This is a genomic window from Thermoanaerobacter wiegelii Rt8.B1, from assembly GCF_000147695.2.
Lineage (GTDB): Bacteria > Bacillota > Thermoanaerobacteria > Thermoanaerobacterales > Thermoanaerobacteraceae > Thermoanaerobacter > Thermoanaerobacter ethanolicus.
Window position 1 is genome coordinate 1,247,258 of the sequence record NC_015958.1, and the last position, 12,084, is coordinate 1,259,341.

Annotated in this window: 17 protein-coding genes; all 17 read left to right on the plus strand. The window is 33.6% G+C overall.

Translation table 11 applies throughout. The features are described 5' to 3' along the window. Positions 1-4: 4 nt before the first annotated feature. The 17 genes from THEWI_RS06090 to THEWI_RS06170 all read left to right on the plus strand — a co-directional run bounded on the left by THEWI_RS06090 (position 5) and on the right by THEWI_RS06170 (position 11,996). Positions 5-520 carry a shikimate kinase gene (locus tag THEWI_RS06090; protein WP_014062806.1) on the plus strand — a complete coding sequence of 172 codons (516 nt, stop codon included), beginning with the start codon at positions 5-7 and terminating at the stop codon, positions 518-520. Then, on the plus strand, positions 517-1,395 hold the full coding sequence (locus tag THEWI_RS06095; protein WP_003868446.1) for a TIM barrel protein: 879 nt from the start codon (positions 517-519) through the stop codon (positions 1,393-1,395). Before THEWI_RS06090 ends, THEWI_RS06095 begins: the two co-directional genes overlap by 4 nt. Beyond that, positions 1,392-2,510 (plus strand): glutamate 5-kinase, encoded by a 1,119-nt coding sequence (gene proB, locus THEWI_RS06100; RefSeq protein WP_014062807.1) that lies wholly within the window; start codon positions 1,392-1,394, stop codon positions 2,508-2,510. The genes THEWI_RS06095 and proB overlap by 4 nt, the downstream gene beginning before the upstream one ends. After that, positions 2,500-3,744 carry a glutamate-5-semialdehyde dehydrogenase gene (locus THEWI_RS06105; protein ID WP_014062808.1) on the plus strand — a complete coding sequence of 415 codons (1,245 nt, stop codon included), beginning with the start codon at positions 2,500-2,502 and terminating at the stop codon, positions 3,742-3,744. The genes proB and THEWI_RS06105 overlap by 11 nt, the downstream gene beginning before the upstream one ends. 29 nt (positions 3,745-3,773) lie before the next feature. Continuing rightward, positions 3,774-4,220, plus strand: a complete 447-nt coding sequence (aroQ, locus tag THEWI_RS06110; RefSeq protein WP_003869827.1) for a type II 3-dehydroquinate dehydratase — start codon at positions 3,774-3,776, stop codon at positions 4,218-4,220. A gap of 4 nt (positions 4,221-4,224) precedes the next feature. Next, positions 4,225-5,289, plus strand: a complete 1,065-nt coding sequence (locus tag THEWI_RS06115) for a M24 family metallopeptidase (protein WP_014062809.1) — start codon at positions 4,225-4,227, stop codon at positions 5,287-5,289. Between the two features lie 18 nt (positions 5,290-5,307). Beyond that, complete coding sequence (efp, locus tag THEWI_RS06120; RefSeq protein ID WP_004396379.1) at positions 5,308-5,865, plus strand: elongation factor P; 558 nt, start codon at positions 5,308-5,310, stop codon at positions 5,863-5,865. Between the two features lie 48 nt (positions 5,866-5,913). Further along, positions 5,914-6,375, plus strand: coding sequence for a CD1247 N-terminal domain-containing protein (locus THEWI_RS06125; RefSeq protein WP_003868440.1), 462 nt, complete (start codon positions 5,914-5,916; stop codon positions 6,373-6,375). Between the two features lie 96 nt (positions 6,376-6,471). Next, positions 6,472-7,470, plus strand: coding sequence for a stage III sporulation protein AA (spoIIIAA, locus tag THEWI_RS06130; protein WP_014062810.1), 999 nt, complete (start codon positions 6,472-6,474; stop codon positions 7,468-7,470). Next, positions 7,467-7,979 carry a stage III sporulation protein SpoIIIAB gene (gene spoIIIAB, locus THEWI_RS06135; protein WP_003869831.1) on the plus strand — a complete coding sequence of 171 codons (513 nt, stop codon included), beginning with the start codon at positions 7,467-7,469 and terminating at the stop codon, positions 7,977-7,979. The genes spoIIIAA and spoIIIAB overlap by 4 nt, the downstream gene beginning before the upstream one ends. Before the next feature lie 12 nt (positions 7,980-7,991). Beyond that, entirely contained in the window at positions 7,992-8,189 is a 198-nt protein-coding gene (gene spoIIIAC, locus THEWI_RS06140) for a stage III sporulation protein AC (protein ID WP_003869832.1), read from the plus strand. Between the two features lie 8 nt (positions 8,190-8,197). Further along, on the plus strand, positions 8,198-8,584 hold the full coding sequence (gene spoIIIAD, locus THEWI_RS06145) for a stage III sporulation protein AD (RefSeq protein WP_003869833.1): 387 nt from the start codon (positions 8,198-8,200) through the stop codon (positions 8,582-8,584). A gap of 11 nt (positions 8,585-8,595) precedes the next feature. Beyond that, on the plus strand, positions 8,596-9,753 hold the full coding sequence (spoIIIAE, locus tag THEWI_RS06150) for a stage III sporulation protein AE (RefSeq protein ID WP_014062811.1): 1,158 nt from the start codon (positions 8,596-8,598) through the stop codon (positions 9,751-9,753). Positions 9,754-9,761: 8 nt separating this feature from the next. Next, positions 9,762-10,328, plus strand: coding sequence for a stage III sporulation protein AF (gene spoIIIAF / locus THEWI_RS06155; RefSeq protein WP_004396366.1), 567 nt, complete (start codon positions 9,762-9,764; stop codon positions 10,326-10,328). A gap of 19 nt (positions 10,329-10,347) precedes the next feature. Beyond that, positions 10,348-10,929, plus strand: a complete 582-nt coding sequence (gene spoIIIAG / locus THEWI_RS06160) for a stage III sporulation protein AG (protein WP_014062812.1) — start codon at positions 10,348-10,350, stop codon at positions 10,927-10,929. An 18-nt stretch (positions 10,930-10,947) separates the two neighbouring features. Then, complete coding sequence (locus tag THEWI_RS06165; protein WP_003869837.1) at positions 10,948-11,493, plus strand: SpoIIIAH-like family protein; 546 nt, start codon at positions 10,948-10,950, stop codon at positions 11,491-11,493. A gap of 98 nt (positions 11,494-11,591) precedes the next feature. Then, positions 11,592-11,996 carry an Asp23/Gls24 family envelope stress response protein gene (locus THEWI_RS06170; RefSeq protein ID WP_003869838.1) on the plus strand — a complete coding sequence of 135 codons (405 nt, stop codon included), beginning with the start codon at positions 11,592-11,594 and terminating at the stop codon, positions 11,994-11,996. Positions 11,997-12,084 lie beyond the last annotated feature (88 nt).

Here is a 12,084-nt window from a genome sequence, read left to right on the forward strand (position 1 = left end):
ATTCATGAAAAACATCGTTTTAACGGGTTTTATGGCTACCGGGAAAACTACTGTTGGCAAAAAAGTAGCTACCACTATGTCCTTTGGTTTTATAGATACTGATAAAATGATCGAAAAAATGGCAAATATGACTGTTTCAGAGATTTTTGAAAAATATGGAGAAGACTTTTTTAGGAGATTAGAAAAAGCAGCGGTTATAAAAGCAGCTCGATTAAAAAATTTTGTGATTGCTACAGGAGGGGGTGTTGTATTAAACCCTTCAAATATTGTACAATTAAGAAAAAATGGAGTTGTAATTTGCTTTACAGCGAGGCCAGAAATTATATTGAGGAATATAGGAAAGAATAAAGACAGGCCTCTTCTTATGGTGGATAATCCAGAAGAAAAAATAAGACAGCTTCTAAGAGAAAGAGAGCCTTTTTATAGGTTTGCCGACTACACTATTGATGTATCCGATATGACAATAGATGAAGTAGCAGAGGAAGTTATAAAGGCTTACATCAGACTTAAGAAAGGATGAGGGGATTGACGATAAAATTTGGACCTTCTGGGAATTCCGACAGTTTTTACAAAGAAGGGCATAAGTCTTCTCTAGAGATGCCTGAATGGCTTTATAACATGGGGCTTGATGCGTATGAATATTCTTTTTCAAGGGGAATAAAAATTAGCGAAAAGATGGCGAAAGAGGTTAAGGAAAACGCACAAAAATTCAACATAACTATTACTGTTCATGCTCCTTATTACATAAACTTAGCTACTACTGATAAAACCAAAATGGAGAATTCTAAAAGATACTTAATAGATAGTTTAATTGCGGGAAAATGGATGGGGGCAAAAAGGGTAACTTTTCATCCCGGCTCTGCGACTGAAGGGACGAGAAAAGAGGCTTTAGAGAGAGCAAAAAAAGTTTTAAATGAAATTTTAAAAGAGATGGAGGACAAAGGACTTACTGACGTAACCATATGTCCAGAGACAATGGGAAAGAAAAACCAATTGGGTACTTTAGAAGAAGTATTGGAGCTGTGCAATGTGGATAAGAGAATTATTCCCACTATAGACTTTGCCCATTTACATGCAAGAGATAATGGAAGGTTTAAGTCTATAGAAGATTATGCAGAGGTTTTGGATATTATTGAAAGGTATTTGGGAAAAGAAAGGGCGAAAAAGATACACGTCCATTTTAGCAGAATTGAATACACAGAGCAGGGAGAAAAAAGGCATTGGACACTGAAAGACACTCAATACGGGCCAGAATTTGAGCCTTTGGCACAGCTTTTCTATGAAAGAAAGATGGAGCCTATTGTCATATGTGAATCGAGAGGAACTATGGCAGAAGATGCTTTAAAACTAAAAGAGATATATCTAAATATTGCAAAAAGGATGTCGAAAGTATGAAAATTGTAGTAAAAGTTGGTACAAGCACTTTGACATATGAAAATGGTAAATTGAATTTAGAAATAATGGAGAAGTTAGTAAGGCAAATTGCTAATTTATTAAACAGAGGAGAGGAAGTAGTATTAGTAACCTCTGGGGCAATTGGGGCGGGAATGGGAAAATTAAATTTAAAGGAAAAACCTAAAACCATTCCAGAAAAGCAATCCCTAGCGGCTATAGGGCAAGGGCTTTTAATTGAGATTTATGAAAAGTTTTTTAATGAATATGGCAAAATTACTGCGCAAGTTCTTTTGACTAAGGAAGATTTTAGCGATAGAAGAAGGTATTTAAATGTCAGTTATACCTTGTCAAACCTGCTCAAATGGGGCGTTGTGCCAATAATAAATGAGAATGATACAGTAACTGTTGATGAAATCAAAATTGGAGACAATGACACTTTAGCGGCGCTGCTTGCTAGTTTAGTTGAGGCTGACCTTTTGATAATTTTGACTGACATTGATGGACTTTATAATAAAGACCCTCGAATTTATAAAGAGGCAAAAATTATAGAAATCGTAGAAGAGTTTTCAGATGAATTGTTTAAAATTGCGGGTAGTGCTGGGACAAAAAGAGGAACTGGGGGAATGTATACAAAGATTCAGGCAGCAAAGATATGTTGGAATTCAGGAGTTAAGATGATTATAGCGAATGGGAAAATTGACAATGTATTAAATAGGATAGCAAATGGCGAAAAAATTGGCACTACATTTTTGCCTATGAAAAACCCGATAAATAGCAGGAAAATTTGGATTGCTTTTAATGCGAAAGTGAACGGATTTCTTTTTATTGATGAAGGAGCAGCGAAAGCTATTATAAAGCATGGGAAAAGTCTATTACCAAGTGGAGTTGTAAAAACTGAAGGGGATTATGATGTAGGAGACTGTGTTGCAGTGGTTGACCATCAAGAAAAAGAGATTGCCAGAGGACTTATTAATTATTCTTCAGAAGAAGTTGAAAAGATAAAAGGTTGTAAAACTCATGAAATAGAAAAGGTATTAGGTTATAAATATTATGATGAAGTAATCCATAGGAACAATCTTGTAATACTTGAAAGAGGTGAGAAGTATGGAAGTTGAAGTAAAGGCGAAACAGGCAAAAGCTGCGGCAAGAAGAATGGCTGTGTTGGATGAAAATACAAAGAATTTAGCTTTGAATCACATGGCAGATGCTTTAATAAAAGATATTGGAAAAATACTTGAGGCTAATAAAAAGGATGTTGTGGAGGCTGAAAAAAGGAATATAAAAGCTTCTCTCATAGATAGACTAAAACTTGATGAAAAAAGAGTCGAAGTTATGGCAAAAGGATTAAGAGAGATTTCTGCTCTTCCTGACCCTGTAGGAAGTATAGAAAAGATGTGGAAGAGGCCAAATGGACTTCAAATTGGCAAAATGAGAGTGCCAATTGGAGTAATAGGTATAATTTATGAATCTCGCCCGAATGTGACAGCTGATGCGGCAGGCCTATGTTTAAAGTCGGGGAATGCGGTGATTTTAAGGGGAGGAAGTGATGCGATCAATTCCAATATAGCAATTTCTTCTATTCTTGCTGAAGCTGCCTATGAGGCTGGTATTCCTGAAGGGGCAATACAGCTTATAGAAAATACCGATAGAGAAGAAGTAAACCGTATGATGAAGTTAAATGGTCTAATTGACCTCATTATTCCTCGAGGGGGAGCAAGTCTTATAAAAAATGTCATTGAAAATTCTACAGTGCCTGTAATAGAGACAGGAGTAGGCAATTGCCATATTTTTGTAGATGAGACTGCCAAGTTTAATATGGCAAAAGACATCATTGTGAATGCAAAAGTACAAAGGCCAGGGGTATGTAATGCAGTAGAGACAGTTTTGGTTCACAAATCTATTGCAAAAGAATTTTTGCCTTTAATGGTAGAAGAATTGACTTCTTTGGGAGTAGAAATAAGAGGGTGTCAAATTACAAAAGAAATATGTCCTCAAGTTAAAGATGCTACAGATAAGGATTGGGAAACGGAATATTTAGACCTTATACTGGCTGTAAAAGTTGTAGATAGCATAGAAGAAGCCTTAGATCATATTTCAAAGTATTCGACAGGCCATTCGGAAAGCATTATTACAGAAAATTATGAAAATGCCATGATGTTTTTAAAATCAGTAGATTCGGCTGCTGTATATGTAAATGCTTCTACTCGCTTTACAGATGGAGGAGAATTTGGTTTTGGGGCAGAGATAGGAATAAGTACACAAAAAATGCATGCGAGAGGGCCAATGGGACTTAAAGAACTTACCACCTACAAATATGTAATTTTAGGTAGTGGACAAATAAGGAAATAAGGTGTATTATAGTAAAGTGAGGTGAGATTATGAAAAGAGTTTTGATAATTCATGGCCCTAATGTAAATCTGACAGGTAAAAGAGAAAAAGAGGTATATGGAGATATAAATTACGAAGAAATAAATAATCTGATAAAAAGAGAGGCTGCAAAATTAGATATAGCTGTCAAGATTCAGCAATCTAATAGTGAAGGAGAAATAATTAACCTTATCCATTCTGCAGAAAACAATTTCGATGCTATAATTATAAATCCGGCAGCTTACACTCATTACAGTTTAGCTATTATGGATGCTATTGCAGCTGTGTCAGTTCCAGTAATAGAAGTTCATATTTCAAATATTTTTGGAAGGGAGGATTACAGAAAGACCTCTGTTACTGCATCTAAGTGTAAAGGTGTGATAACGGGGTTTGGACCTTATAGTTATGTCCTTGCCCTCAATGCAGTTAAGTTTTTAGAGGATTCAATTGGGGGGTAAAATCATGAATAAAAGGTTACAAAATTTGAGAGAATTGATGAAAGAAAAAGACATAGAAGCGTTTGTTATTTATAAATTTGTCAATGTTACATATATTACTGGCTTTACTGGAGATGACAGCGTAGCTCTTGTGACCCACGATAAAGCTATTTTTATTACAGATGGAAGATATACTGAGCAAGCACAAAAAGAAGTTAAAGATTTTGAAGTTATCGAGCACAAAACTGGCATAAAAGAAGTTTTAAAAGAATACATTAAAACATTGGAGATAAAGAAACTAGCCTTTGAAGAAAATATTTCTTATGGACAGTATAGGGAATTAAAAGAGCTCTTAGGGATTGAGCTAATACCACAGGCTAATTTGGTAGAGACTTTGAGAATGGTAAAAGATGAGGAAGAAATAGAAAACATAAAAAAAGCACAAAATATTACTGATAGGGCTTTTGAGCATCTGTTAAAATTCATTAAAGTAGGAATGACAGAAAAAGAAGTAGCATTAGAATTAGAGTATTTTATGAAGAAACAAGGAGCAGAAGACCTATCTTTTGATACGATTGTAGCATCAGGTAAAAGGTCTTCTCTTCCTCATGGAAAAGCTTCTGAAAAAGTGATAGAAAAAGGTGATTTTGTCACAATAGATTTTGGATGTAAAGTAGGTGGCTATTGTTCTGATATGACAAGAACAATAGTGATGGGGAAAGCCAGTGAAAAGCAAAAAGAGATATATAACATAGTTTTAGAAGCCCAGCAAAAAGCGATAGATAATATAAGAGCAGGTGTCACTTCTAAAGAGGCGGATTTGTTAGCAAGGTCTGTTATTGAAGAAAAAGGTTATGGACAGTATTTTAGTCACTCTTTAGGACATGGAGTAGGACTTGAAGTTCATGAGGCGCCGAGCTTGTCTTTCAAAAAAGAAGAAATTTTAAAAGAAAGGGCAATTGTTACAGTAGAACCAGGTATATATATTCCCGATTTTGGTGGCGTAAGAATCGAAGATATGGTATTATTAAAAGAAGATGGTGTTATAAATTTAACTAAATCACCGAAATATTTAATTGAATTAAACTAAAGCGATGGAGGGATTTTTTTGATAGCAGCGGGTGATTTCAGAAAAGGAGTAACTATTGAGGTTGACGGGCAGGTTTTTACAGTTGTGGATTTTATGCATGTTAAACCAGGAAAAGGTGCAGCTTTCGTGAGGACAAAACTTAAAAATGTCATGACAGGAGCTGTAATAGAGAAAACTTTCAGCCCAACAGAAAAGTTTGAAGAAGCAGTTATAGAAAGAAGAGAAATGCAGTATTTGTACAATGATGGAGAACTTTATTATTTTATGGACACAGAAACTTATGAGCAAATTCCTTTAAATTATGATAAAGTTGAGGACGCAATTAAATACATAAAAGAAAATATGATTGTTACAGTAAAGTTCTATAAAGGCGAAGCCTTTTCCGTTGAGCCCCCTACTTTTGTTGAACTGGAAGTTGTAGAAACGGAGCCTGGATTTAGAGGAGATACTGCAACAGGGGGTTCTAAGCCGGCAACTGTAGAAACTGGTGCTGTCATCCAAGTCCCATTGTTTATAAACGTTGGAGACAAAATAAGAATTGACACTCGAACCGGAGAATATTTAGAGAGGGTATAAACGCAGCAATTTGTCAAATACTATTTTGTAAAGGAGGGTATGTGGAATATGGAATACTTAAATGAAAGGGTTTCCTACTTAAGAGGGTTAGCAGACGGCTTAGGGATAGATGACAGCACAAAAGAAGGTAAAATAATTTTGGCAATTTTAGATACTTTAGAGGATTTTGCAGATGCTATAAATGAGCTGGAAGCTTCCCATTCCGAATTAGATGATTATGTGGGAGAAATAGATGAAGACCTTTCTGAAATTGAAAACCACATATATGGCGATGAGGACTATGAGGATGAGGATGACGACTATGACTATGATTATGACGATGATGAGGAATATGAGGATGAAGACGAGGATTATGAAGAGTATGTAGAGGTAGAATGTCCTAATTGCCATATGTTGATGAGTGTGGAAGAAGAGCTTCTAGAAGATGAAGATGCTGAGTTGGTATGTCCTCATTGCAATGAAACCCTAAAAGTAAAAAATTTGAAAATTGTAGATGATGATGAAGATTAATAAAAAAATGCCCACTAACTAAAAGTTAGTGGGCATTTTTTTATTCATAAATATTTAGCCTTATAAATATAATTTTACAAGGGGAGGGACAGGTATATGAACACAAGAAAAAATTTTGAGGAAGTACTTTATGCTCTTCCTCCGTCAGTAAGAGAGGTAATTACAAAAATTCCTGATGACCTGTTGCAAGAAGTAGAAGAAATACGTCTTAGAGTAAATAGACCTCTCACAGTTTATTTAAAAAATGAAGAAAAGTTTGTGTCAAAAGAAGGGACTATTTCTTTTTCACCTTCTTTGGCCTATATTGTTACTTCTGAAGATTGTGAAAAAGCTCTTCAATTAATATCTAAATCTTCTCTTTATGCTTTTGAAGAAGAAATAAGAAATGGATATATTACTTTAAAAGGTGGTTACAGAGTAGGTATAGTTGGAAAATGTGTGTTAGAAAATGGTTATATAAAGACTTTAAAGAATATTTCTGGATACAATTATCGAATATCAAAAGAGATAATAGGAGTGGCAGAGGAAATATTAAAATATTTAATTACTCCTTCTAAAGACGTATATAACATTTTAATAATATCACCTCCTCAATGTGGCAAAACAACTCTCTTAAGAGATATTACAAGATGGATAAGTAATGGAATAGATTTTTTGGGATTTAAAGGTAAAAAAGTAGGCGCAGTAGATGAGAGGTCAGAAATTGCCGGCTGTTACAATGGTATACCTCAAATGGATGTGGGAATTAGGACTGATGTGTTAGATGGATGTCCTAAGGCTTATGGCATGATAATGCTTATAAGGTCTATGTCTCCAGAAGTAGTAGTGACAGATGAGATAGGTAAAAAAGAGGATATAGAAGCGATTCATGAAGTGCTGAATACTGGTGTTAAGATTATAACTACAGTTCATGCAAATGACATTGAAGACCTTATGAAAAAACCTGTTTTAAAAGACGTTATTTCTTTAAGATATTTTGAACGTTATGTAATTTTAAGCAATCGTTTAGGGGCAGGTACAGTAGAAAAAATATTAGATGAGAATTTTAATACTTTGTTTAAAGGGCCCTATAGGAGAGGAAGGACTGAAAAATGAAATTACTTGGAATAGTTTTAGTTATTTTTTCTACCAGTAGTTTAGGGTATTTGTTTGCTTTGAAATATAAAATGAGGCGTTGGATACTTAAAAGCATGATATCTTCATTAAATCTTTTTAAAATAGAAATCACATATTCAAAAGCTCCTTTAGGAGAAATACTCATGGCAATTTCTCGCTCTTCAGATAAAAGTATAAAATTTGTTTTTTCTAAGACAGGAATGATATTATCACAAAATGAGGGTTATACTGCAGGAGAAGCTTGGGAGATAGCTTTAAATGAATGGGACAATGGCTATCTTAAAAAAGAAGATGTAGAAATTTTGAGGTCTTTTGGGTATGGACTTGGCAATTCTGACGTATACAATCAAGAAAAAAATTTTGATTTAGCCATTGAGCTTTTAAAAAGGCAACTTAGTAACGCAGAAGAAGAGAGTAAAAAGAACGAAAAGCTGTACAAAAATATTGGAGTTTTGGCAGGACTGGCGATAATCATATTGTTTTTATAGAGGAGGATTATAATGAACATAGATATAATTTTTAAAATTGCGGCAATTGGCATTCTGGTAACAGTATTAAATCAAGTATTAATCCGTTCAGGGCGAGAAGAACAAGCAATGATGGTGACACTGGCAGGAATAGTAGTGGTTTTGATGATGGTGATATATATGATAAACAATTTGTTTAATGCAGTAAAAACAATATTTCAACTTTATTAGGTGATAGAATGGAAATATTTCAAATTGTTATTTTAGGAATAGTGGTTTTGATTATTTTGACAGTTCTAAGAGAAACAAATCCTGAAATGGCAATAATTTTAAGTTTGGTAGCCGGAGTCATCATCTTTATGATGATTCTTCCAAAACTCAGCGCAATTGTAGAAGTATTGAATACTCTTGCTAGAAAAAGTGGACTTGACAATATTTATTTTATGACAACTTTAAAAATCATTGGTATAGCTTATATAACAGAATTTGGAGTTCAGCTATGTCTCGACGCAAATGAGAAAAATTTGGCTTCTAAAATAGAGATAGCAGGAAAGATAATCATAATTTTTTTATCAATACCTATAATTGTTGCATTGATGGAAACAATTCTTTCAATAATGCCGTGAGGTGTAAAAGATTGAAAAAGGTACTTTTTGTAATTTTAATGATTATGATTTTATTAACAACTGCCAGAGCGGATACGGGACAACAAGATATAGAAAGCCAATTGAAAGGTATTGACACTTATCAGATTGACCGCTTTGTAAAAGAAGCTAATCAAAAAAATGGCAATATACTTCCCTATGTTGATATAAAGACTTATATACAAGATGTGATATCAGGAAAACAACCTTTTAATATAAAGGAACTCTTTGAAAATTTATTAAAATTGTTTTTCAAAGAATTATATTCTTCTGTAAGACTTTTAACACAACTTTTAATTTTGGCTGTAATTGGCGGCATATTAATGAATTTACACGGTTCCTTTGAAAATGAAAATATAAGTGAGATTGCTTTTTTAGCGGTTTATATAGTTTTTATTGTAATAGCGGTTAAAAGCTTCACAGAAGCTTTAGGAATTGGCAAAGAGGCAATTGACAGTATGATTGATTTTATGCAATCGATGCTGCCTGTACTTATAACTTTACTCGTCTCTGTAGGTGCTTTTACCTCTGCAGCGTTTTTTCACCCTGTTGTCATTGTGACAGTTGAGTTTATAGCCCATCTGATGAGGGATTTTGTGTTGCCTATTATTTTGCTCATGACAGCTGTAAAAATTGTAGGAAATATTTCTGAAAAGTTTAGCTTGAATAAAATGGGGGATTTTTTTAAGACTTTGTCTACAGCTTCTATTTCAATTTTATTGAGTATTTTTTTAGGAGTAGTAACTATACAAGGTTTATCTTCTTCAATGGCAGATGGTGTCATATCGAGAACGGCGAAGTATACAGTTGGTGCTTTTTTACCAGTAGTAGGAGGGCTTTTATCTGATAGTGTCGATGCAGTTATAGGGGCATCATTATTGATAAAAGGAGCAGTAGGCACTTATGGGCTTATAGCAATTGTGATAATTTCTGCAGTACCTTTAATAAAGCTTTTTTCTCTCATAATCATTTATCGCTTTGCAGCAGCAGTGATTGAACCAATCTCCGATAAAAGGATAGTAAATTGCCTTTCAGATGTGGCAACTTCTTTAACTTATGTTTTTGGGGTATTGGCTTCTGTTACTGTGATGATGTTCTTTACAATAACAGCTATTATAGGAACAGCTAATATTACCACTATGCTGAGGTAGGTGAAACAATGGAGTTTTTAAAAGACTGGATAACACAGATAATTTATATTGCAATCCTTTTGATAGTTTTAGAACTTTTAGTTCCTTCCTCCAGTTTAAAAAAATATGCTAAAGTTGCGATAGGGTTTGTAATCATGATTACTATCTTAAATCCTTTGATAAATTTTTTAAAAGGAGGAGCAAATATAGAAGCCTACGTATTTAAAAATGATTACTTTTTAAAAAACATAAATATTGAGCAAATCTCAAAAGAAGCAGAAAAGCAGAGGGATAATCTAATTGTGGCAGAATATAAAAAAAGGCTGATTGAACAGATTAAAGAAAAGCTTTTAAATCTGTATGAAATTGAGGGAGTGGAAGTAGAGGTTTCTTTTGTAGAAGACTTAAATGACAAAGAATTTGGGAAAATCAAAGAAATAACCTTATCTTTTAGAAATGCGAGAAGGGTTTCTCAAAATTCAGAAAAAATAGCAAAACCGACAGAAGATAAAAAATTTAACTATGAAGAGATTAAAAAAACAATAAGTGCATTCTATAATGTACCATTAAAGAATATATCTATAAAAGAGGAATAAATTGAAAGGAGGTACTTGAGTGGATTTTGATAAACTTAAAGATAAGCTTTTAAAAGATAATAAAAAGTTGGTTGAGAATTTGACTGTTATCTTTTTAATAGGTTTAATTTTGTTAATAGGTGCGAGTGCTCTTTCAAAACCTCGCCCTTCAAATAACAACGATAACAAAGAATTGGTATTAGCTCAAAAAGAAAGTAGTAGTGAAGATTATGCTCAAAAATTAGAAAAGGATTTAAAAAATATATTGTCAAAAATTGAAGGGGTGGGAAATGTTGAGGTCCTCATAACACTAAATTCAGATGAAGAGGTAGTAGCGGCAATGGATATAGTAGAATCCAGTACTACTACAAATGAAAAAGATAGTAGTGGAGGAATACGAGAAACCATTCAAACAGAATCAAACAACAGAGTAGTTACCTCTCAAGATACCTCTGGGCAAAATGCTCCTATTGTATTAAAAAGAATAATGCCAGAAATAAGGGGAGTGATTGTAGTTGCTGATGGAGCAAAAGATCCAAGATTAAGATACGAACTTTCTTCGGCAGTTCAAACTGCTTTAGGGATTCCTGCCTATAAAGTAAAGGTAATATCTTCAAAATAAGAGTGGGGAGGAGTTTTTATGGTCTATATGAGAAAAAAGCTTATAGCGATTATATCCCTTGTCTTGCTAATTGCTATTGCTTTTGTTTTAAACTATGGGTATACCAATAAAAAAGAAGAAGCTGCTAAAAATGAGTACAGTCAGAATTCGCAAGTTATTCAAACAAGTACTTCTTCTGCAAAAGAAACTAGTACAGAAAAAGATAAACTTTTCACTGGAATATTTACTACTTATAGAGAAGAAAGAGAAATAAATAGGAGTAGAAGTATTGATGCTTTAAAAGAAATAGTAGAAAATAAAAATACCAGTGAAGCGACAAGAGACGAAGCTCAAAGGCAAATAATAAAACTTACAGAAATAACAAATCAAGAGATGATAATAGAAAATTTGATAAAAGCTAAGGGGTTTCAAGATGCAGTTGTGATGATAGATAATGGCATAGTAAATGTAATTGTACAGGCAGATAAACTGTCAGAAGAGGAAGTGGCACAAATTGTAGAAATTGTCTCAAGGCAGACAGGAGTCTCATTAGATAATATAAAAATTATGACGAGACTGGAATAAGAAAACTTAATTGTTTTTGTAACTACAATTATGATATAATTTATTTGACAAATATTTATTTTCTCTAAAAATTTTTGCTTTTTAAGGGGGTGAAATTTATGGAAGAAAATGTAAATGCAAATGAAAATCAAGAGTTAGGAACTATTAAAATCTCTGAAGAAGTAGTTAGTGTAATTGCAGGCTTGGCGGCAACGGAAGTACCTGGAGTAGCTGGAATGAGCGGGGGAGTCGTAAACGGACTTTCTGAAATGTTAGGAAGAAAGAATCTAGGCAAAGGTGTAAAAGTAGAGGTGGGAGAAAAAGAAGTATCAATAGATTTGTACTTAATTGTAGATTATGGTGTTAGAATTCCTGAAGTAGCTTGGAATGTACAAGAAAATGTTAAAAATGCTGTGGAAAATATGACAGGATTAAAAGTTGTTGAAGTCAATATTCACGTTCAAGGGGTAAATATGGATAAGGAAAATAAAAAACAACAGCAAGTTAAAGAAGAGGAAAATTAAAATATCTACTTAAACTAACCCTCTGCTAGACAGAGGGTTAGTTTAAGTAGAGTTATGGTACAATATATGTAAGAAGTAAAATTCAAGG